This window comes from Acetobacter sp. DmW_136, from assembly GCF_008690365.1.
Lineage (GTDB): Bacteria > Pseudomonadota > Alphaproteobacteria > Acetobacterales > Acetobacteraceae > Acetobacter > Acetobacter oryzifermentans.
Genome location: NZ_VHON01000028.1, coordinates 96,385 through 115,429 on the forward strand (window position 1 = coordinate 96,385; position 19,045 = coordinate 115,429).

Here is a 19,045-nt window from a genome sequence, read left to right on the forward strand (position 1 = left end):
TCAGCCTTCTGTCTTATCTGCGGAGGGAATAGAGGCAGATCGGTTCATAAACGCCGTTACCTCCGGAATCTTGCAGGTGTCATGCAATGCGCGCGGTGAACCATGCGCAATGGGTGTGTGTGTTTTGGCATCTAAAAAGATGCCATCGTCTGCAATGGCAAACAGGCTGGGCAGTTCATGGCTGACAATCATAATGGTTGCCCCCAGCCCATCCCGTAATGTCAGGATCAGATCATCCAGCCGGGCAGACGTAATGGGGTCTAGCCCTGCGGAGGGTTCATCAAAAAACAGGATATCGGGCTCCAGAGCAATGGCGCGCGCAAGCCCTGCGCGTTTGCACATGCCGCCGGAGATTTCAGAAGGGAACAGATCAATCGCCTGTTCCATACCAACAAACCCGAGTTTTAATTCCACCAACCGCCGAATGGTGTCAGGCTTGAGTGAGGTGAACATTTCCAAGGGCAGGGCTACATTTTCCCCTACCGTCATGGAACTCCACAAAGCACCACTCTGAAACAGTACACCGTAACGATGGTTAATATCAGTGCGACGGTTATCTGATTGCGCCCAGTAATCTTCCCCATCTACCAGAATCTGCCCGGCAGTTGGTCGTAGCAGCCCGATCATGCTTTTAAGCAGCGTGCTTTTGCCGCAGCCTGAACCACCCATGATGGCAAAGATGGAGCCACGTTTCAGATCAAAGGAAACATTTTGCTGAATGATCTTGGGGCCGAACGATAATTGCAGATCGCGAACGGAAATAAGGGTTTCTGCATCAGACATCATCAGATTCCAAGCGCGTTGGCTATCACGGCAAAAATGGCATCCATGGCAATAATACCCACAATGCCAATAACCACAGCGCGTGTGGCGGCAATGCCAACATCAGCCGCACTGCGTCCGGCTTTTAAGCCTACACGGCAAGCTGCCAGTGCAATAAAGCTGGCGAAAAAGAAGGATTTGATAAACCCGAAGATAAATTCCTTCAGCTCCACACCATCAAAGGTGGAAATCCAATAGCCGATGGGGGAAACATCCATCATGCTCATGGAAACGGCAAAGCCACCAAAAATCGCAACAATAGTGCCATATAGATAGAGCAGCGGCATCATGAGCGCGAGAGAGACAATGGATGGCAGCAGAATGTAACTGGAGATGGGAATGCCAAACACCTGTAGGGCATCAATTTCTTCGTTACCCAGCATGGTGGAAATGCGGGCTGCGTAAGCACCGCCAGTTCGGCCCGCCATGATAATAGCAGTCATGATAGCAGAAATTTCACGCGCGCAGGCAATGCCTACCAAGTCTGTAACGTAAATTTCCGCAGCAAATTTCCGCAGTTCTACCAGTCCGACAAAAGCCAGAATGGCACCCACCAAAAAATTGACGATGCCGACAATCAGCAAGGCATCTGGCCCAGCATTCCAGATATCCAGCAACAGGTCTTTCATGCGCATGGCACTTTTGCCACGCACAGCCTGTGCGGCACCTTTGGCGGTATCTAATGCCAGCTCACTTACTGTGCCTGTTTCGGTCAACCCATTCAGGGTCATATCACCTACACGCGCAAAAATACCTTCGTTGTTGCGCGGAGGTTGTGCAGGCTCGGCAGGTGCATCGGGTAAAAGGGCGAGAAGCCTTTGCGCGGGAGCCGGAAGGTTTTGCTCATCAAAATGAAGCTGTGCCTTGCTGGCGGCCTGTTTGACATCCCACAAAAAGGCAACAAAAGCCGAATCCCAGTTTTTTAAACCGGTTGTATTAATATGGAGGGTATGGCCCGGCTCTATCGGTAGTTTATCTTGCGGGAAGGGGGTTGCACCTCCTGCCTGAACTGTCCAAGCCCCTTCAACGTTCAAACATACACCATCTGCCGTGTTCTGGAGAGACCACGAAGGGGTGTCGGGAGTCTTGTGAAGACCGGAAGAGGAAGATTGATCAACCATAATTTGGTGGCGACATTACGGCACAGGCAAGCCTATGACCAGCCCCCTTGGTTCATACATGCTAGAAGCGGCAAACCTTGGGTTTGCCTTGGTTTAAGAACAATAACTTGGTCGGCAGTCCTTTTTAACAGGCCAGCGTTGCGCCTGATGGCAACATTGCACGGCATGGCAGCCTTCGGCTACATGCACCCCCAGATGGAGTGCACACTCCATTATAAGTTGTACTAACGCAAAAACCTTTTGGCTGAGCCGTTCATGGCTGCTGCATGGTATTTGATGAATCGCATACGGGAGTTTTCATGCGACGCAGACGTGGGCGGCCACTTAATGGCTGGCTTATAGTAGACAAGCCTTCCGGCATGACATCAACACAGGTAGTGGGGCGCGCCAAACGGCTGTTTGATGCGCAAAAAGTTGGGCATGGCGGCACACTTGATCCACTGGCGACGGGTTTGCTGCCACTGGCTTTTGGTGCCGCTACAAAAACAGTGCCTTACGTGATGGATGGAACCAAGGTGTACCGCTTCACTCTTAAAATGGGTGAAGCGCGAGATAGCGATGATGCCGATGGCAATGTTATTGGTACATCTGATGTGCGGCCTTCTGATGAAGAACTGCGAGCAGCCTTACCCGCGCTTACGGGTGATATCATGCAGGTACCTCCCGTTTTTTCTGCTTTGAAAGTGGGGGGAGAGCGTTCCTACGATATGGCGCGAGAAGGTCGTCCGCCGGAATTGCCGCCGCGGCCCGCACGCGTAGATCGGTTTGAACTGATTGAGCGGCCAGATCGGGATACAGCAGTGTTTGAAGTCGAATCCGGCAAGGGCGTTTATATGCGTGCGCTGGCGCGTGATGTGGCTTTGGCATGCGGAACAGTGGGACATATTACCGTGCTGCGCCGCCTGCGTGTGGGGCCTTTTACAGAAGCCGATGCGATTGTGCTGGACAAAATCACCCCAAACGACGACAACGCCCATGCTTCACCGGAACTTCTGCGTCCGGTCTCGACCGCGCTGGCCGACATCCCGGCGCTGGCCTTGACACAGGATGAAGCGGTTCTGCTACGGCACGGGCAAGCTCTCGGCCTTGTTGATCTGATGGGGCGTATCCCACAGACCGCCGAGGAGGGGGGCGTTGTGCGTGTTATGGACGGTGAGCACGTGCTGGGTATTGGCCGCCTGGAAGACGGGTGGTTGAAGCCGGTACGGATTCTCTAAAACCTGATATGTTTTTTGATGGAGACATGTGATGTCGATTACTGCTGAACGTCGCACGCAAGTTATTGCTGAATACCAGACTGCACCGGGTGATACGGGCTCCCCGGAAGTGCAGGTGGCGATCCTGACCGAACGGATTAACAACCTGACCGAACATCTGAAGACTCACGCGAAGGACTTCCATTCTCGCCGTGGTCTGCTGATTCTCGTTGGTCGTCGCCGCAGCATGCTGGACTACCTGAAGGGCAAGAGCCAGACGCGTTATGAAACGCTGATTGGCCGCTTGGGCCTGCGCCGCTAAAAACGGCTCAACGGGCGGGAAGAGGGGGGTGTGTAGGCATGATCTCTCTTCCCGTTCGGAATTTTCGCTAGCACTTGTTTGCTGGCGTCACCATATTGGATACAGCTACAGGTTTTGCATCAGGGCGTTTCGTGCCCGGTAAGCCACGGCGTTTCCGACCACATGGCGCCTGGGAGGTTTGTTCCGCCAGTCACCATGCCGTCCGAGGCGCTGTCCGCCCAGCCGGTCTGTCCTGTTGTTCTGTGGCTCTGAAGTGAAATAGAACAGAGGCTTACAGAATGTTTAACTACTTCCGTAAAGAGATTGAATGGGGCGGTCGCCCGCTGATTCTGGAAACCGGCAAAGTTGCCCGTCAGGCTGATGGCGCCGTGATGGTCACTTACGGTGAAACCGTTGTGCTGTGCACCGCTGTTGGTGCAAAAGAGGTAAAGCCCGGTCAGGACTTTTTCCCGCTGACAGTTAATTATCAGGAAAAAGCTTACGCTGCAGGTAAGATTCCCGGTGGTTTCTTTAAGCGTGAAGGCCGCCCTTCTGAAAATGAAACACTGGTTTCCCGCCTGATTGACCGCCCGCTGCGTCCGCTGTTCCCAGAAGGGTTCCGCAACGAAGTGCAGGTAATTGCAACTGTGCTGACGCACGATATGGAAAATGATCCTTCCATTCCTGCGCTGATCGGCTGTTCTGCCGCTCTGACTTTGTCTGGTATCCCGTTCTTTGGCCCCGTTGGCGCAGCCCGCGTTGGCTTTAAGGATGGCGCATTCATCCTGAACCCGACACAGGAACAGATCAAAGAATCAGATCTGGAACTGGTTGTGGCTGGCACGGCAGAAGGCGTGCTGATGGTGGAATCCGAAGCTTCCGAACTGTCTGAAGAAGTTATGCTGGATGCCGTAACGTTCGGCCATACAGCATTCCAGCCGGTTCTGGATGCCATTATCTCCTTGGCAGAGCACGCAGCCAAGGAACCATGGGCACTGGCAGAGCCCACCAAGGAAGAAATTCAGCTGCGCAAGCAGGTGGAAAAAGCTGGTCGCAAGCTGATTGCTGATGCTTACAAGGAGAAGCAGAAGCAGGTGCGCTACGAAAAGCTGAAAGCAGCACGTGCAGCCATTGTTGAAAAGCTGACTGCTGATGAACTGGACGTTGCAGCCGCCAAGCCGATGATCAAGGATCTGGAAGCTGATGTTGTGCGCTCTTCCGTTCTGAAAACCGGCAAGCGTATTGATGGTCGTGATCTGGTAACTGTCCGTCCGATCGTGCCGGAAGTTGGTATTCTGCCGCGCGTACATGGCTCTTCTCTGTTCACTCGTGGTGAAACGCAGGCGCTGGTTGTGACCACGCTGGGTACAGGGCAGGACGAACAGGTTATTGATGCGCTGGAAGGTGAATACCGCACCAACTTTATGCTGCATTATAACTTCCCACCCTTCTCTGTGGGGGAATGTGGGCGTATCGGTTCTCCGGGTCGTCGTGAAATCGGGCATGGCAAGCTGGCATGGCGTGCTATTCACCCGCTGATGCCTTCCCGCAAGGAATTCCCATACACAGTGCGCGTGGTTTCCGAAATTACGGAAAGCAATGGGTCTTCTTCCATGGCAACTGTATGCGGTGGCTCTCTAGCTCTGATGGATGCTGGTGTGCCGTTGAAGCGTCCGGTTGCTGGTATTGCTATGGGTCTGATCAAGGAAGGCGACGATTTCGCTGTTCTGTCTGATATTCTTGGCGATGAAGATCATCTTGGGGATATGGACTTCAAGGTTGCTGGCACCGAACAGGGTGTGACAGCCCTGCAGATGGATATTAAGATTACCTCTATCACGCCGGAAATCATGAAGATTGCTTTGGGTCAGGCTCGTGATGGCCGGATGCATATTCTGGGTGAAATGAGCAAGGCGCTGACAGAAACACGCACCAACGTGTCTTCCACAGCACCGAAGATCACCACCATGAAGGTGCCTCGGGAAAAAATCCGTGATGTGATCGGCTCTGGCGGTAAAGTGATCCGCGAAATCGTGGAATATTCTGGCGCCAAGGTTGATATTGGGGATGACGGCACAATCACTATTGCCGCCGCTTCTGATGATCAGGCACAGAAGGCTATTGACCGGATCAACGGCATTGTGGCGGAACCGGAACTGGGCCGCATTTACGATGGTAAAGTTGTTAAAACTGCCGATTTTGGTGCGTTTGTAAACTTCCTTGGTGCACGTGATGGCTTAGTACACATTTCCGAACTGGCGCAGGGCCGCGTTGGTAAAACCACGGATGTGGTGAAGGAAGGCGATACCGTGAAGGTTAAGGTCATCGGCTTTGATGATCGCGGCAAGGTTAAGCTGTCCATGCGTGTTGTTGATCAGAACACGGGTGCGGATATCACGGAAACTGTGGGTGAAAAGCCCTCACGTGGCCCCCGTCGGGATGCTGAATAAGCATCCTTTTTCGGGTCACTTTCAATCATACGGATAGTTGCAGGAACGATAGGACGGTCATGAAGGCGATCAATACGGTTCGCATGGGGGGTGTGGATATCCTGCCGCTGGTAGAAGGCGGTAAGGGGGTTTCTGTCTCCACAGGCGTATCGGCCGGGGCATGGGCTGCAGCAGGCGGCGCGGGCACGGTTTCTATCGTCAATGCAGATAGTTATGATGAAAACGGGCAGCCAGTTCCCCAGATCTATCACGGCCGTACGCGCCGTGAGCGGCATGAGGAACTGGTAGATTACGCCATTCGTGGCGGTATTACCCAAGCGCGTGTAGCGCATGAAATATCCGGCGGAAAAGGCCGGATTCATGCCAATATTCTGTGGGAAATGGGGTCAGCCGAAAGGGTGATTACTGGCGTGCTGGAAGGCGCGCCAGGCCTTATTCACGGTCTTACATGTGGCGCGGGTATGCCGTATCGGCTGTCTGAAATTGCAACACGGTTTGGGGTGCATTATTATCCCATCGTGTCATCTGCACGTGCTTTCAATGCATTGTGGAAGCGGGCCTATCATAAATCCGCCGATCTGTTGGGTGGCGTGGTTTATGAAGATCCTTGGCGTGCAGGGGGTCATAATGGCCTTTCCAACACGGAAAATCCATTAAAGCCGGAAGATCCTTACCCGCGTGTTGCAGCCTTGCGTAAACTTATGCGCGGGTTTGGGTTGGATAATACGCCCATCATCATGGCTGGTGGTGTGTGGTGGCTGGAAGAATGGGAAGATTGGATTGATAATCCAGAGCTTGGCCCCATTGTGTTTCAGTTTGGCACGCGCCCACTGTTGACGAAGGAAAGCCCTATTCCAGAAGCATGGAAGCAGCGCTTACTCACCCTGAAAAAGGGTGATGTGTATCTGAACCGCTTCTCTCCTACGGGCTTTTACTCTTCTGCGGTTAACAACAGTTTCTTACAGGAACTGCGCGAGCGCTCAGAGCGGCAGGTTCCTTTTGCTATGGCGGCAGAAGAAGATCTGGTTACGCCCTACGGCATTGGCGCACGTAAGCGTGAAGTGTTTATAAAAGCAGAAGATCTGCCGCGCATCCAGCAGTGGGAACGGCAGGGTTTTACTGAAGCCTTGCGCACACAGGATTCTACCCTGATTTTTGTAACGCCAGACAGAGCGCGAGAAATTCTGGCAGATCAGGCTGATTGTATGGGCTGCCTGTCTGAATGTCAGTTCTCTAACTGGAGCCAGCGTGGCCCCAAGTATTCAACGGGCCATAAAGCAGATCCACGTTCTTTCTGTATTCAGAAAACGCTTCAGGCTGTGGCACATGCCAGCGGGCCAGATGCTGCTCAGGTGCTGGATCATAATCTGATGTTCGGTGGCACAAACGCCTGGCGCTTTGCGACCGATCCTTTCTATGCCAACGGGTTTGTGCCAACGGTACAGCAGTTGGTGGATCGGATTATGACAGGACGTTAAGCCTGCCAGATATAAATGCTGATTTCTATAAAAAAGGCGGTTCCTACTGGGAGCCGCCTTTTTTACTCATCTCATAAATCGGAGGCTTATCGCCCCATGCGGGAAATTTTTTTATCTGTTTCATACTGATTGAGTGCGTAAACAGACCAGATGGCTGCCGGAATCCAGCCAATAACCGTTATCTGCAATATTAGGCAGATAATGCCCGAAAAAGGGCGACCAATTGTAAAAAACTGAAACCACGGAAACAGTAATGCCAAAAGCAGGCGCATGGCTGAAACTCCTTATAGTGCCCATCATGATGGGCACAGCCTTTTGCCTGAAGCAAGTCTGCTCTTTCAGCCGCTAGGTGGTGCGGGTTTTGTGTGCTAGAAAATATTCTGCAAGTGCCGGGTAACCGGTGCAGAAGTGGATTTGGCACATGCTCCATAATCCGGGGCGTGCAGCATGACAGAGCGGATAAACCTTGACCGAGATTTCTGACCAGCCGGGTGTACCGGAACCCTCAGACCTTCTGCCCGTAACCATTGAGGAGGAGATGCGCTCTTCCTACCTCGCGTATGCGATGTCGGTTATTGTCAGCCGTGCGCTGCCGGATGTGCGAGATGGTCTTAAACCTGTTCATCGTCGCATCCTGTATGCCATGCATGAAAGTGGTTTTACCTACGATAAACCTTACCGTAAATCTGCCCGTGCGGTTGGTGAGGTTATGGGTAAATACCACCCACATGGTGATTCCTCCATTTACGATGCCATGGTGCGTATGGCGCAGTCTTGGTCCATGCGGGTCAAGCTGATTGACGGGCAAGGCAACTTTGGTTCGGTGGATGGTGATAGCCCCGCTGCCATGCGTTATACGGAAGCTCGGCTGGCCAAAGCTTCTACATTTCTGCTGAATGATATTGACCGCGATACGGTAGATTTTCAGCCGAACTATGATGAAAGTGAGGAAGAACCAACTGTTCTTCCTGCCACATTCCCGAATCTGCTGATCAATGGTGCCACAGGTATTGCGGTGGGTATGGCCACCAATATTCCTACGCATAATCCTTCGGAAGTTATTGATGCCACGTTGGCGCTGATTGCTAACCCGGATCTTTCACTTGATGATCTGATGGAATATGTGCCGGGGCCAGACTTTCCCACAGGCGGCATTATTCTTGGGCGTTCTGGCATCCGCAGTGCTTTTGCCACAGGGCGCGGAGCCGTTATTATTCGTGCCAAGGCAGATATTGAGGAAATCCGTAAGGATCGTAAGGCCATTATTGTTACGGAAATTCCGTATCAGGTTAACAAGGCCACCTTGCAGGAACGTATTGCTGATCTGGTACGTAACAAGCAGATTGAAGGCATTGCTGATATCCGCGATGAATCTGACCGCTCCGGTATGCGTGTGGTTATCGAAATCAAGCGGGATGCCACACCAGAAGTGGTGTTGAATCAGCTTTATCGCTTCACGCAGCTTCAGACTTCCTTTGGCGTGAATATGCTGGCGCTGGATGGTGGCAAGCCCCGCCTGATGGGCCTGAAGGATGTGCTGGAAGCCTTTATTGCGTTCCGTGAGGAAGTGATTCTGCGCCGCTCGCGCTTTGAACTGAATAAGGCGCGAGATCGCGGGCACATTTTGGTTGGGCTGGTCATTGCCGTTGCCAATATTGATGCGGTTATTGCTCTTATTCGTGGCGCGCCAGATGCAGCCGCAGCGCGTGAAGCCCTGATGGCCGCCCAGTGGGACGCCGCAGAAGTGGAACCGCTGCTGGCCCTGATTCATGATGACGGCAACGTGGTTGTGGATGGCAAAGTGCGGCTAACAGAAGCACAGGCACGCGGCATTCTGGAACTGCGCCTGCAACGTCTGACAGGGCTGGAACGAGACAAGATCCAGCAGGAACTCTCGGAAGTTGCTCAGCGTATTAACGAGCTTCTGGAAATTATCGGTAGCCACGTTCGCCGTATGGAAGTGCTGCGTGATGAACTTTCCGTAGCACGGGCGGAAATTTCCACCCCACGTATGACCGAAATTGCGGATTATGCAGGGGATCAGGACGATGAAAGCCTGATCGAACCGGGCCAGATGGTTGTAACCATCACGCGGGAAGGGTTTATTAAACGCACACCGCTGGATGTGTTCCGGGCGCAAAACCGTGGTGGCCGTGGCCGTACGGGGGCCAGCACACGTGGCGATGATATTGTTGTGCGATCCTTTAATGCGCACACCCATCAGTGGGTCATGTTCTTCTCCTCAGGCGGTAAGGTATATCGTCAGAAGGTCTGGCGTCTGCCAGAAGCCGGGCCTGCTGCTAAAGGCCGCGCCTTGGTGAACCTGTTGCCAGATCTGGGCTCTGATAGCATTACGGCCGTGCTGCCGCTGCCGCAGGATGAAGAACTGTGGGAAGCCTTGCATCTGGTCTTTGCCACGGCCAGCGGCAATGTGCGTCGTAACCGTTTGAGTGATTTCCGGAATATCCGCTCGTCTGGCATGATTGCCATGAAGTTGGATGAAGGAGATAGCCTGATAGGTGTTGCTACCTGTCGTGAAGGGCAGGATGTGTTCCTTGCCACGCGTGGGGCACGTTGTATCCGCTTCCAGATTACCGATGACACATTGCGTGTTTTTGCCGGTCGTGGCTCTTCTGGCGTGAGGGGTATTCGCTTGGCCGAGGGGGACCGTGTGATCAGCCTTGCTGTGTTGAACCACGTTGAAGCAACGGTGGAAGAACGTTCGGCTTATCTGCGGATGGCGAATGCTAAGCGTCGGGCTGAAAACGCAGCAGAAGCGGCTGAGGAAGATGTGGATGCGGTGCAGCCCGATTCGGATGAAGAAGGCAGCGATACGGATGCTCTGCTTTCTCCAGAACGGTTTGAGCAGCTTGAAGTCGCCGAGGAAATCCTGCTGATCGTGAGTGATGGTGGGTTTGGGCGTCGCTCTTCCGCGTATGATTACCGTGTCAGTGGGCGTGGCGGGCAAGGCATTACCAACATGACGTTCTCGGCCAACAAGCGTGGGAAAGAAGTGGCTGCCACTCTGCCGGTTCTGGCAGGCACGGATGTTATGCTGGTAACAGATGCGGGCCGTCTTATCCGTGTGCCGGTTGATCAGGTGCGTGTTATGGCGCGTCAGGCAAGCGGTGTAACGTTGTTCCGCTTGAATGATGATGAGCGCGTAACCAGTGTCTTCCCTGTTATGGATGATGGTGAAGATGAAGCGGGAGAGGCTGAGGGGGAATGAACGCCCCCGCAGGCTCTGTGGTGCCCAAACGTGTAGGTTTTTATGCGGGCACTTTTGATCCAGTAACGGTTGGCCATCTGGATGTGATTGAACGCGCATCCCGTTTGGTGGATCGGCTGGTAATAGGTGTGGCCCATAACCCAGGCAAAAATCCACTTATGCCATTGGATGAGCGGATTGCCTGTGTGGAAGAAGCCTTGCCTGCTATTTGTCAGAACACGGGTGGGGATATCTTGGTGGTGCCATTTGATTCTCTGCTGGTGAAAGCTGTACGAGAACATGGCGCAACACTGATTTTTCGTGGTCTTCGGGTGCTTTCTGATTTTGATTACGAAATCCAGATGAGTGGCGTAAACCGCAAGCTGGATGCCGGAATTGAAAGCGTGTTTCTTATGGCTTCAGAACGCACCCAATTTATTTCTTCCCGTCTGGTGAAAGAAATTGCCAGTTACGGCGGAGATATTTCGGAATTTGTAACACCGGGCACGCAGGTGCGTTTGTTGGCACACCTTGCTGACAGGAAAAACGTTTCTGCCTGACGTGGTAAACATGGGTGTTGCAAACACAAGGAGAGTTTCTGATGTCTTCAGAAGATAAAAACGATATCATTCATATGGATATCCCGCACGGTCGCGTTATTATTAAACTGCGTCCAGATCTAGCCCCCAAGGCTGCGGAACGTATTCGCACGCTGGCGGCAGAAGGTTTTTACGATAATGTACCCTTCCATCGTGTCATCCCCGGTTTTATGGCACAGGGTGGTGATCCAACGGGTACGGGTATGCACGGTAGCAAATTACCGGATCTGCCCGCAGAATTCACAAACAAAGCCAAGTTTGAACGTGGCACCATTGGTATGGCGCGGACGTCTGATCCGAACAGTGCTAATAGCCAGTTCTTCATCATGTTTGAACCTTCTCCGCACCTTGATGGCCAATATACCATTGTGGGTGAAGTGATCGAAGGTATGGAAAACGTCGATAAAATCAAACATGGGTCTGGCATGTCCGGCATGGTGAAGGATCCGGATCGGATTTCTCGCATGCGTCCGGCTGTTGGCGAAAAATCCTGATTTTTCGAATATCTGCAAAAAAGCGTCACTCCGGTTGGGGTGGCGCTTTTTTTTTATGTCTGAAACCGATCAAACCATCTGATTTTTCAGGAATGGCACAAAATTCTTTCTACTGCTTGACAGAGGTAAGGTAATCCGTTTAGGAACACCTCCATCGCGCAGACATTAAGTTTTGCTCGGTTAAAAGGTGTGAGCCGGTAGCTCAGTTGGTAGAGCATTCGACTTTTAATCGAATGGTCGAGGGTTCGAGTCCCTCCCGGCTCACCACACCCCCCAAAAAATAGCGGTAAACCGCCATTCTCTCCAAGGTTAGACAATTAGGTTAGACAATTTTGCGGCCTTGCAGGGCTGCCATAGCATCTTCCGCCAGCTTTTTTCTCTGGGCTGATTTTGTATATCGCTCTACCTCTGCCAGTGTTGTGTGACCTGTGATTGCTGCAATCTGATGTGTTGTGCAGCCTGCCTCGGCTAATCGGCGTGCAGCAGCTTTTCTGATGCCGTGTGGAGCACATCCAGATGGCAGACCGGCCTGCGCACACCACTTCACAAACTGGTTGTAAAATCCGTTTGAGGAAAATTTCTTTCCTTTGTCAGTTTGCAGGAATGTTGGCCCAGACGATGGGCAGGCATCTATTGCAGCCTGCAATTCTGGATGCACTGGTATTTCTAGATATGCGTTCGTTTTGATCTGAGATAAGCGCAGCACACCATCTCTGATAGAAAAGCTGCCTAGTTCCACAATGTCGCTACGCCGTTGCCCTGTGTAAAGCAGCAGGGCGAATGCCAGCCGCTGGCGTGTGCCTATGGGCCAATGTTTCTCATATTGGGATATCTGTTCCTCTGACCATGCCTGCACGCCTTCTTCTTTCGTTCTCAGGCGCTTCACTCCCACAGTTGGATCCGTCTCTAGCCATTCCAATTCTATGGCGTAAGCAAAGAGCATGCGGAACATCCGCAAGATATGGTTTGCCCGCGCTGGCGTAGATGCACGCGCCTCCAAGATTTTCCTGATATGGGTTGGCCTGAACTTGAGAACATGAAACTGCGCATATGCCTGCGCTCTCATGTATTCCAATATCCGGCGATATGTTACTTGTGTAGTTGGCTTTATTCCCAAGAAATGCGGTGATCCATACCATTTCTCTATTAGATCACAGAGGGAGCGCGGCGCATATTTACGCTCACGCTCCATATTTTTCAGGGTTTCAAGTGCCTTTACATACGCAATGGCAAAATCAGGGCTATCTACGGGTGGTAGATTTACTTTTTCTTTACCGGGCACCCGCAAATAGCAACGCTGCTTTCCGTGCCGATCTTTGTAGCTCTGGACGTATTTCAGTCTAATTGTTGGTGATCGCATTCATCAAATCATCGTCTTGTGCTGGGCCTGAAGCAATGCCTGCACGTGTATCTATCCATCTGTCTAGTTGGTCACGCAGCCACACAGGCCTGCGCGGCGTCAAATAGACAGGCTTTACCTCTTTGGCGACTGTGTTGCGGAACGCTGTTTCTTTTAGCCCCACATAATGGGCAGCCACAGAAATAGGCATGCCGCGTGGCGTTACATCCATCATGCTCTCCCCAGGTAGCGTGTTTCAGATAGGGCGCCGCGTTTGTCGGCCTGCATGCCCTGGTGCAGGCGTGTGTTTTTCCCAGCTAGAACGCCTTGGCTGTAAGCATCATTTGCTTCAGCTCCGAATGCGCCAGATCCGCGCAGATCTGCTTCCTTGGGATTGAATTTCATTTTGACGAGCTTTTTTGTTAGCTCACTTTCCTTCTGGCTAACGGTATCGGGCACGATGTTCTGCCGTACGCCACGCACCCAGCCCTCGCAGTATTCTTCTGCAAGTGCCACCTTTTTGCCTGGGCTGCATTTGAGGTGGGTAATGCTGAACTTATATTCAGCCATCTTTGTTTTCAGGATACGGGCAAGCACTGTCCAAGTGTAAACGGAGATCTTCGTTTTGGACTTTGTCCCCACAAATATGATTTCTTTGGTGCGCTTCCCTTCACTGAAAAGGCATTTCACCCCAAAAGCCGATTCCACAAGGGATGCCATGTAACAGACATATGCTGGCATTCTGTGTCCGGATTTCACCAGGATCATGTCTGTGTATTCTGTTGCGAAATCTGTTAGCTCCAGATCCTCTTCTGTTATGGACAGTTCGCGCATTAGCTTTTGCGCTTTGGACATTGCCGCAGCTGCTTCATGCTCATTTGGGCTTTTGCTGAGTGCTAAAAGCCGCTTGATGCGTTCAATCAGTTTGTTTCTTTGATCTTCAGTCATGTTTTACATGCCCAATGCGCGGCGGTAGATATCCAGCATGGTTTCCTGTTCTTCCACCTGTGCGGGATCCATCTTCCTGACCTTGATAAGCTGCCGGATGATTTTCACATCAAAGCCCGCGCTTTTGGCTTCTGTGAAAATGTCCTTTACGTCTCCACTCAGTGCAGCGCGTTGCTCTTCCAGATTTTCGACACGTTCGATAATGCTGCGCAGGTGATCCGCAGAAATTCCGGCCGTTGGATCATTGCCTACCTTCTGGTCGCCATCATGGTTATCTGGAAAGCTCATTTTTCCGAGCCTTTTAAGGCATTGATTGCTTCCAGCTCACTTTCAACGCGTTGTAATCTCCCACTATCTCCATCAGCACCCTGCAGGCGTAATTGGATCATCGCTCCAGCGATTATGTCTTCCAGTTTCGTGATGCGCTGGTTTTTTCGAGCAATTTCTTCCTGTGCGGCTGCAATATCAGATTTCGTGGGAGTAACTTCATCAGCAGCGCGAATTGCAGCCGTAAAGGCCTTGCGCAATTCTCCAGCAGCATACGGCTCTTTTTCCTGATACTCAGCAAAAGACATGCCGCTTTTGAATTGCGTTGTATGTTGCCATCCAGCATGAACCGCAGATTCAATTCTAGGATCTGTCATGTGGTTATATCCGCGCTTTATCTATGGCGCGGCGCAGATCATGGCTTTCTGCTAGTATGTCACCGTCTGAACTTACTACTCTTCTGATGCATGGTGTACCAAAGCTGTTTTCAATATGAACCTGCTGATCAGCCATCCATTCCAGCCGTTCACTATCACCGCCATTTCCGCGAAGGCTCAAAGAAACATAGCCTTCAGCTAATCCTTCGAAATCTTTGAGAACGTGCGAAACACCACAGTAAATAACAAGACCATAGTATGTTCCATCATCACGAATAGGCTTTAAGGCAAGAATATCTCCTACCTTATAATTCCGGTCATTTATCCGGATTTCAGAAGTTTTCTCACCACGTATGATAGATTCATAATGTTCTCTGCTGATCTTTATCTCGTGAATCATGCTTCCAATCCTTCAAAAAACCATGTCAGCGGCACGTCCAGTGCGGTGGCGAATGTGGGCAGGAGCGTTGCCTTTATGGCGTTCTTGCCGGTTTCATACTTCTGCATCTGCTGGTAGGTGCAGCCTATGGCGTGGCCTAGCTGTTCTAGGCTCATGCGCAGTTCGTGGCGGCGCTGGCGGATGCGAAAACCCAAGTGTTTATCGTTTCGGATGCGCTTTGGCGCTTCCACCTGTGGTGGTGGTGCGTAGGTGCCTAGAAGCTGCTCCAGATCTATCTGTGCAGCCATAGGAATGTGTTTCCGCATATGCCGATAACTGACAGCACAATCCACAACATGGTGAGGCGCTGAGAGGGTGCAGGGTTGCGCATGTTGGCGGCCTAGTGCTTGGCTGTTGAACATGGCATGCCATCCATTACGATATCTATGCTATCTCCGCGCCCGACCTGAATGCCATTATTGATAATATCCGCTATCTTTTCAGGCTTTGCATTTTTGGGAACATGCCGAACAGTGGCATCACCAAACACAATGGATGCTGCCCCAAGAATATAGTTAGGGTTCCCAAAATGATTTTGGAAACACATGAAATCGTTTCCTTCCACATTGATAACCCCTAACCCAGCAACAAATGTGAAATCTGCATTTTCACCTGCTTCCATGATCTGCGTGCGAATATTGTCGTAAGTTATCTGCAAGCATTCGAGGGCTAATTTCCGTCTATCGGTCATTATGCAGCCCTCACTTCACGCTGGCGGAAGATGGAGGGCAGCGGGAACATGCGGCGCTTGGCGTAGCCGATGCGCAGGGCAGCATCTGCAATATCCTGCTCAGCTTCCATTGCGGCGGCCATGTCTTTGACCAGGGAAAGCATGGCCAGCTTTTCTTTGCTGTCCACATTGCGGTGGATGAGCTGCTCCAGCTGCGTGCGGGCAGCCTGAAAGGCGTGATTGTTCATTTGGATTGTCCTGCAAGTTTATCAGCCAGAGAAACAAAGTTTTCGGCTTCTGTGCGGGTTACGTTTGCAATGCGCTGCCAAGCTGCTGCTCGTTCTGGCAAGCCGCTGGCCTGATTGGCGCGGCGGAAGCGTTCCATCTGATCCGCCATAACAAACAGATCATCAGCAGCGGTGCGGTATTCTTCAATTTTCTTGAGGGCCGCTTTGCGCTGTGTAGGGCAGGGGATGGCATTCATGCTGCCTGCTCCCTACGGCGGTACACCACGTTAAGCGCAAAGTGCAGCCGCGTGCCGTAATCCATATGCGCAGTTTTTGTGTTGAGGTTGCGTTTGAGCGTGCCCAGATCATCCAGAACAAGCTGGAAATCCTGTGCGTTGGCCATGCCTTCCAGATCAAGGTTGCAGACACGGGAATGGCACACACGCAACAGATCATTGGTGCGGTCATACACCTTGTTGCGTATGGGTGTTTCCTTGAGCTCGAAGTGATCTATTACGCGCCGGATGATGCACAGAATGGCTTTGTCCTCAACATGAGAGAACACATACTGTTCTGGCCTGTTGGGCTGTGTAGGGCGTGCCATTTACGCATCCGCCTTTGAAACACGATTTATGTTGTTTTTTTTGCGCAGCTCAGCAACGGAAACTGTTATCAGCTCTTCTAGCCGAATGCGGGCAAGCGATAGGCTGCTTGTGGCTGGATCGTTCTGGATAAAATTTTCCAGAATTTCTTCTACAAGATCACGGGCTGCGCGTTTCCGTAAAGCTTGAAGCTCTCCACCCGCCAGACATGCAGCATCAATACCGCTTTTAGTTTCCTGCTCTATGATAAGCGGAACACAGGTTGATGTGGCGTGTAGGTCTTTATGCTCTACAAAGGCGTAACCATCACCGTATTCTACTATTTTGTATGTAACGCCGTTCGACACGGATTTTCTCCACCACGGGTTGTGATGGGGTAATTATGCGATACAAATATCGCAAGTCAACATAAAAAACGATACTCTTATCGCATGACACTCTTGGAGTGTCTAATTTAATATGGCGGCATGAAATATGTAATAATGTTATCGTTAATTTTGCTTCCTGTTGGTTCTTATGCTGACGAACTCGAACCTATTTTATGGAATGGGATATCAAAGGGACAGTCTTTAGATATAATTGCAAAAACAGATAAAAGCTTTGAACGCAATGGTAATGATTTAGATAAGGATGCGATAATAGAAGGTAATTGTCATATACATATAAAAATAAAGGGAATTAATAAGAAAGTAGATAATATATTTGTTTCTCATGGAGATTTTGACGGAGATGATGTTTACCATTGCAAAAGAGTTTTAATAAATACACTTCAAAATAAATATGGAAATCCAATCATATCTGGGGAAACAAAATCTCACACGATAGTTTATGTTTGGAGAACTGGTGCAGGAGCATATGTGTCAATAGAAAACTTAAATAATGTTGGAGATATTATTACTTATGATACTAAATATCCAAAACTGCTTCAAATAATAAGCGATTCCAACAAAATGTTATAGATATTATTCCGGTCTATAACTTCCTATAACAACAGCATATATTTCTATATCGCAAGATGCTCCATGATCTGCATCATGCCCATCTATTCCAAGAGATTTTGCCCGATCGTCCAAAATTATAGGTGTTTGGTATAAGGGATCTGTGCTCTCAGGCCATAAAATATGGCGCCCCTGAGTATCAATTTGATATTTTTTTATAGTTGCTTCCATTGCGGAGTTGCCGTTTGTGCATCTGGATAAAACAACCACCCTTTCTCCATTTCTAGGTAAGCGGCCAAGATCATCCAATCTGACAGCTATTACTATGCTACCTTCAGGATATACTTTGTTCATGCTATCGCCGCGAACCTCTAGGCCAAAGCGGGCGACATTCATGTATCTAGGGTCAGGAGGAATATAAACGGACATCCAGTCCGTCATAGGCCACTCTAACGCATCTTGCCACGTTCCAGCTTGAACAAACCCTTTCACATAAACTTTTTCCACAGCTGCAAAGTGATTTTTATTGGGTTTGATAGGATCTTTTGATTTTTCATGCCCTTCCGCCGCTGCTTCTAAGAAATAAGAGGCGGGAACCTCTAATACGTTTGCTAATTTTGCTAGAGTTTCAGGTTTTGGAGCATGGCCCCTGACCCTTATATGACGGATGGAGTTTAATCCAACGTCAGCCGTTAGGCATGCCTTTCGTTCAGACATACCTAATGCTTTGAGTCGTTCTGTGATGCGTGAAATAAGCAAATCGTAACTCATGCGATAATTCTGGCGCAATATCTTGACCATGTCTCGCGATATGATTATCGTCACTTATGCGATAATATTATCGTAGGAGCGACTGTGGATTATAGATCTCAATTAGTAAGCTTAGCTGAAACATACAGCGCGGTAGTTGGCCTTTCAGAGGCTAGAATTGCCAATTTAGCTAAATGTGACAGTCGCTTTTTTGAAAGGATGCGTGAAGGCAAAGGGTGTCGTGTTGATACGATGATACGTGTCATCCGTTTTTTTTCGGAAAATTGGCCAAATGATCGTGTTGCATGGCCTGAGTTTGTTGATCGCCCACAAGGCACTGGAGTTGCGGCATGACTGATTCCCATGAAACCAACCATGCCGTAGGCCCCGGAAGCCGTCACGCGGATGGTGTCCGGAGCTCAGGCCTAAGCAATGAGCAAGACCTGCGCAAATGGGCCTTGCAGACAATTCTGCTCAGCCCGCACCCCATGCCTTCATCATGGGCAGATTTAGAACGTGGGGCATCGCGCTTGATTGCGTTTGTGGAAACTGGATCTTCAGTTCTTCCAGAGTTCGTCTCTCGCCAAAATACTTCCTTTTTCAGCCGGGGCGTTGAGGCCGGGAATAAGGATGTTAGCTCCTTTAAGGGCGCCAAAATTTTGGATTGCGTTTCTTCCAGTTCGGAAATGCGGCGTTCCAGTTCTTCCGTAGTCGGCTTCATAAGAGATCGTCTCCATTTTTTGGTGTGAACAAGCAAAAAATGGACGATGGCGGGCGGCATGACAACGTGTCGCCCGATTCCTTCACGGTGCGATCCCC

General features: G+C 50.7%; 26 protein-coding genes, 1 tRNA gene and 1 pseudogene. 11 read left to right on the forward strand and 17 right to left on the reverse strand.

Features of this window, described 5'->3' with window-relative positions:
- Together FKW31_RS09895 and FKW31_RS09900 are read right to left on the reverse strand one after the other, a co-directional pair.
- Positions 1-786: an ABC transporter ATP-binding protein gene (locus FKW31_RS09895; protein WP_006115380.1), complete on the reverse strand. Its 786-nt coding sequence runs from the start codon at positions 784-786 to the stop codon at positions 1-3.
- Positions 786-1,943 (reverse strand): ABC transporter permease, encoded by a 1,158-nt coding sequence (locus FKW31_RS09900; RefSeq protein WP_063354678.1) that lies wholly within the window; start codon positions 1,941-1,943, stop codon positions 786-788. The genes FKW31_RS09895 and FKW31_RS09900 overlap by 1 nt, the downstream gene beginning before the upstream one ends.
- Positions 1,944-2,242: 299 nt before the next feature.
- Here FKW31_RS09900 and truB point away from each other — a divergent pair, with 299 nt between their 5' ends.
- The 4 genes from truB to FKW31_RS09920 all read left to right on the forward strand — a co-directional run bounded on the left by truB (position 2,243) and on the right by FKW31_RS09920 (position 7,368).
- Positions 2,243-3,160: a tRNA pseudouridine(55) synthase TruB gene (gene truB, locus FKW31_RS09905; RefSeq protein ID WP_035352292.1), complete on the forward strand. Its 918-nt coding sequence runs from the start codon at positions 2,243-2,245 to the stop codon at positions 3,158-3,160.
- A gap of 31 nt (positions 3,161-3,191) precedes the next feature.
- Positions 3,192-3,461 (forward strand): 30S ribosomal protein S15, encoded by a 270-nt coding sequence (gene rpsO / locus FKW31_RS09910; RefSeq protein ID WP_014457520.1) that lies wholly within the window; start codon positions 3,192-3,194, stop codon positions 3,459-3,461.
- A 278-nt stretch (positions 3,462-3,739) separates the two neighbouring features.
- Positions 3,740-5,890 (forward strand): polyribonucleotide nucleotidyltransferase, encoded by a 2,151-nt coding sequence (gene pnp, locus FKW31_RS09915; protein WP_006115377.1) that lies wholly within the window; start codon positions 3,740-3,742, stop codon positions 5,888-5,890.
- 59 nt (positions 5,891-5,949) lie between these two features.
- On the forward strand, positions 5,950-7,368 hold the full coding sequence (locus FKW31_RS09920; RefSeq protein ID WP_006115376.1) for a nitronate monooxygenase family protein: 1,419 nt from the start codon (positions 5,950-5,952) through the stop codon (positions 7,366-7,368).
- 86 nt (positions 7,369-7,454) lie between these two features.
- Here the strand turns inward: FKW31_RS09920 and FKW31_RS09925 are convergent, their stop codons facing one another.
- Positions 7,455-7,640 (reverse strand): YqaE/Pmp3 family membrane protein, encoded by a 186-nt coding sequence (locus FKW31_RS09925; RefSeq protein ID WP_006115375.1) that lies wholly within the window; start codon positions 7,638-7,640, stop codon positions 7,455-7,457.
- A 194-nt stretch (positions 7,641-7,834) separates the two neighbouring features.
- Between FKW31_RS09925 and gyrA the strand changes: the two genes are divergently transcribed.
- From gyrA to FKW31_RS09945, 4 genes are all read left to right on the forward strand, one after another.
- Entirely contained in the window at positions 7,835-10,597 is a 2,763-nt protein-coding gene (gene gyrA / locus FKW31_RS09930; RefSeq protein ID WP_150178441.1) for a DNA gyrase subunit A, read from the forward strand.
- On the forward strand, positions 10,594-11,136 hold the full coding sequence (gene coaD, locus FKW31_RS09935) for a pantetheine-phosphate adenylyltransferase (protein ID WP_150178442.1): 543 nt from the start codon (positions 10,594-10,596) through the stop codon (positions 11,134-11,136). Before gyrA ends, coaD begins: the two co-directional genes overlap by 4 nt.
- Before the next feature lie 41 nt (positions 11,137-11,177).
- On the forward strand, positions 11,178-11,669 hold the full coding sequence (locus FKW31_RS09940) for a peptidylprolyl isomerase (RefSeq protein ID WP_014457518.1): 492 nt from the start codon (positions 11,178-11,180) through the stop codon (positions 11,667-11,669).
- A gap of 191 nt (positions 11,670-11,860) precedes the next feature.
- A tRNA-Lys gene (locus tag FKW31_RS09945) sits at positions 11,861-11,936 on the forward strand.
- A gap of 55 nt (positions 11,937-11,991) precedes the next feature.
- Here the strand turns inward: FKW31_RS09945 and FKW31_RS09950 are convergent.
- From FKW31_RS09950 to FKW31_RS10005, 13 genes and pseudogenes are all read right to left on the reverse strand, one after another.
- Positions 11,992-12,735, reverse strand: coding sequence for a tyrosine-type recombinase/integrase (locus FKW31_RS09950; RefSeq protein ID WP_166443398.1), 744 nt, complete (start codon positions 12,733-12,735; stop codon positions 11,992-11,994).
- Positions 12,736-13,009: 274 nt separating this feature from the next.
- Positions 13,010-13,243 carry an AlpA family transcriptional regulator gene (locus FKW31_RS09955; RefSeq protein WP_150178444.1) on the reverse strand — a complete coding sequence of 78 codons (234 nt, stop codon included), beginning with the start codon at positions 13,241-13,243 and terminating at the stop codon, positions 13,010-13,012.
- Positions 13,240-13,728: a hypothetical protein gene (locus tag FKW31_RS09960; RefSeq protein WP_238332792.1), complete on the reverse strand. Its 489-nt coding sequence runs from the start codon at positions 13,726-13,728 to the stop codon at positions 13,240-13,242. Before FKW31_RS09960 ends, FKW31_RS09955 begins: the two co-directional genes overlap by 4 nt.
- Positions 13,729-13,836: 108 nt before the next feature.
- Positions 13,837-13,956, reverse strand: a pseudogene (locus tag FKW31_RS16680) (DUF2786 domain-containing protein); the annotation flags it as partial.
- Between the two features lie 3 nt (positions 13,957-13,959).
- Positions 13,960-14,244 carry a DUF2312 domain-containing protein gene (locus FKW31_RS09965; protein WP_150178446.1) on the reverse strand — a complete coding sequence of 95 codons (285 nt, stop codon included), beginning with the start codon at positions 14,242-14,244 and terminating at the stop codon, positions 13,960-13,962.
- Positions 14,241-14,600, reverse strand: a complete 360-nt coding sequence (locus tag FKW31_RS09970) for a hypothetical protein (RefSeq protein WP_150178447.1) — start codon at positions 14,598-14,600, stop codon at positions 14,241-14,243. The genes FKW31_RS09965 and FKW31_RS09970 overlap by 4 nt, the downstream gene beginning before the upstream one ends.
- 4 nt (positions 14,601-14,604) lie before the next feature.
- A complete protein-coding gene (locus FKW31_RS09975) occupies positions 14,605-15,000 on the reverse strand; it encodes a DUF3850 domain-containing protein (RefSeq protein WP_150178448.1) in 396 nt (131 codons plus the stop codon).
- On the reverse strand, positions 14,997-15,401 hold the full coding sequence (locus FKW31_RS09980) for a helix-turn-helix domain-containing protein (protein WP_150178449.1): 405 nt from the start codon (positions 15,399-15,401) through the stop codon (positions 14,997-14,999). Before FKW31_RS09980 ends, FKW31_RS09975 begins: the two co-directional genes overlap by 4 nt.
- On the reverse strand, positions 15,380-15,730 hold the full coding sequence (locus FKW31_RS09985) for a hypothetical protein (RefSeq protein ID WP_150178450.1): 351 nt from the start codon (positions 15,728-15,730) through the stop codon (positions 15,380-15,382). The genes FKW31_RS09980 and FKW31_RS09985 overlap by 22 nt, the downstream gene beginning before the upstream one ends.
- Entirely contained in the window at positions 15,730-15,957 is a 228-nt protein-coding gene (locus FKW31_RS09990; protein WP_099540456.1) for a hypothetical protein, read from the reverse strand. The genes FKW31_RS09985 and FKW31_RS09990 overlap by 1 nt, the downstream gene beginning before the upstream one ends.
- Positions 15,954-16,193 carry a hypothetical protein gene (locus FKW31_RS09995; RefSeq protein WP_099540457.1) on the reverse strand — a complete coding sequence of 80 codons (240 nt, stop codon included), beginning with the start codon at positions 16,191-16,193 and terminating at the stop codon, positions 15,954-15,956. The genes FKW31_RS09990 and FKW31_RS09995 overlap by 4 nt, the downstream gene beginning before the upstream one ends.
- Entirely contained in the window at positions 16,190-16,540 is a 351-nt protein-coding gene (locus FKW31_RS10000; RefSeq protein ID WP_150178451.1) for a hypothetical protein, read from the reverse strand. The genes FKW31_RS09995 and FKW31_RS10000 overlap by 4 nt, the downstream gene beginning before the upstream one ends.
- The gene (locus FKW31_RS10005) at positions 16,541-16,885 is read right to left on the reverse strand and encodes a hypothetical protein (protein WP_150178452.1); all 345 of its coding nucleotides are present in this window, start codon (positions 16,883-16,885) and stop codon (positions 16,541-16,543) included.
- A gap of 135 nt (positions 16,886-17,020) precedes the next feature.
- Between FKW31_RS10005 and FKW31_RS10010 the strand changes: the two genes are divergently transcribed.
- A complete protein-coding gene (locus FKW31_RS10010; protein ID WP_150178453.1) occupies positions 17,021-17,497 on the forward strand; it encodes a hypothetical protein in 477 nt (158 codons plus the stop codon).
- Positions 17,498-17,500: 3 nt separating this feature from the next.
- Here FKW31_RS10010 and FKW31_RS10015 read toward each other — a convergent pair whose 3' ends face one another.
- Positions 17,501-18,247 (reverse strand): LexA family transcriptional regulator, encoded by a 747-nt coding sequence (locus FKW31_RS10015; protein WP_150178454.1) that lies wholly within the window; start codon positions 18,245-18,247, stop codon positions 17,501-17,503.
- 84 nt (positions 18,248-18,331) lie between these two features.
- Between FKW31_RS10015 and FKW31_RS10020 the strand changes: the two genes are divergently transcribed.
- Both FKW31_RS10020 and FKW31_RS10025 read left to right on the forward strand, forming a co-directional pair.
- Positions 18,332-18,580 (forward strand): hypothetical protein, encoded by a 249-nt coding sequence (locus tag FKW31_RS10020; protein ID WP_150178455.1) that lies wholly within the window; start codon positions 18,332-18,334, stop codon positions 18,578-18,580.
- Positions 18,577-18,975: a hypothetical protein gene (locus tag FKW31_RS10025; RefSeq protein WP_150178456.1), complete on the forward strand. Its 399-nt coding sequence runs from the start codon at positions 18,577-18,579 to the stop codon at positions 18,973-18,975. The genes FKW31_RS10020 and FKW31_RS10025 overlap by 4 nt, the downstream gene beginning before the upstream one ends.
- Positions 18,976-19,045 lie beyond the last annotated feature (70 nt).

Coding starts and splice junctions, on each gene's coding strand:
- FKW31_RS09895 (WP_006115380.1), bottom strand. CDS start 786: ATGATGTCTGATGCAGAAACCCTTATTTCCGTTCGCGATCTGCAATTA.
- FKW31_RS09900 (WP_063354678.1), bottom strand. CDS start 1,943: ATGGTTGATCAATCTTCCTCTTCCGGTCTTCACAAGACTCCCGACACC.
- truB (WP_035352292.1), top strand. CDS start 2,243: ATGCGACGCAGACGTGGGCGGCCACTTAATGGCTGGCTTATAGTAGAC.
- rpsO (WP_014457520.1), top strand. CDS start 3,192: ATGTCGATTACTGCTGAACGTCGCACGCAAGTTATTGCTGAATACCAG.
- pnp (WP_006115377.1), top strand. CDS start 3,740: ATGTTTAACTACTTCCGTAAAGAGATTGAATGGGGCGGTCGCCCGCTG.
- FKW31_RS09920 (WP_006115376.1), top strand. CDS start 5,950: ATGAAGGCGATCAATACGGTTCGCATGGGGGGTGTGGATATCCTGCCG.
- FKW31_RS09925 (WP_006115375.1), bottom strand. CDS start 7,640: ATGCGCCTGCTTTTGGCATTACTGTTTCCGTGGTTTCAGTTTTTTACA.
- coaD (WP_150178442.1), top strand. CDS start 10,594: ATGAACGCCCCCGCAGGCTCTGTGGTGCCCAAACGTGTAGGTTTTTAT.
- FKW31_RS09940 (WP_014457518.1), top strand. CDS start 11,178: ATGTCTTCAGAAGATAAAAACGATATCATTCATATGGATATCCCGCAC.
- FKW31_RS09950 (WP_166443398.1), bottom strand. CDS start 12,735: ATGAGAGCGCAGGCATATGCGCAGTTTCATGTTCTCAAGTTCAGGCCA.
- FKW31_RS09955 (WP_150178444.1), bottom strand. CDS start 13,243: ATGATGGATGTAACGCCACGCGGCATGCCTATTTCTGTGGCTGCCCAT.
- FKW31_RS09960 (WP_238332792.1), bottom strand. CDS start 13,728: ATGGCATCCCTTGTGGAATCGGCTTTTGGGGTGAAATGCCTTTTCAGT.
- FKW31_RS09965 (WP_150178446.1), bottom strand. CDS start 14,244: ATGAGCTTTCCAGATAACCATGATGGCGACCAGAAGGTAGGCAATGAT.
- FKW31_RS09970 (WP_150178447.1), bottom strand. CDS start 14,600: ATGACAGATCCTAGAATTGAATCTGCGGTTCATGCTGGATGGCAACAT.
- FKW31_RS09975 (WP_150178448.1), bottom strand. CDS start 15,000: ATGATTCACGAGATAAAGATCAGCAGAGAACATTATGAATCTATCATA.
- FKW31_RS09980 (WP_150178449.1), bottom strand. CDS start 15,401: ATGTTCAACAGCCAAGCACTAGGCCGCCAACATGCGCAACCCTGCACC.
- FKW31_RS09985 (WP_150178450.1), bottom strand. CDS start 15,730: ATGACCGATAGACGGAAATTAGCCCTCGAATGCTTGCAGATAACTTAC.
- FKW31_RS09990 (WP_099540456.1), bottom strand. CDS start 15,957: ATGAACAATCACGCCTTTCAGGCTGCCCGCACGCAGCTGGAGCAGCTC.
- FKW31_RS09995 (WP_099540457.1), bottom strand. CDS start 16,193: ATGAATGCCATCCCCTGCCCTACACAGCGCAAAGCGGCCCTCAAGAAA.
- FKW31_RS10000 (WP_150178451.1), bottom strand. CDS start 16,540: ATGGCACGCCCTACACAGCCCAACAGGCCAGAACAGTATGTGTTCTCT.
- FKW31_RS10010 (WP_150178453.1), top strand. CDS start 17,021: ATGTTATCGTTAATTTTGCTTCCTGTTGGTTCTTATGCTGACGAACTC.
- FKW31_RS10015 (WP_150178454.1), bottom strand. CDS start 18,247: ATGAGTTACGATTTGCTTATTTCACGCATCACAGAACGACTCAAAGCA.
- FKW31_RS10025 (WP_150178456.1), top strand. CDS start 18,577: ATGACTGATTCCCATGAAACCAACCATGCCGTAGGCCCCGGAAGCCGT.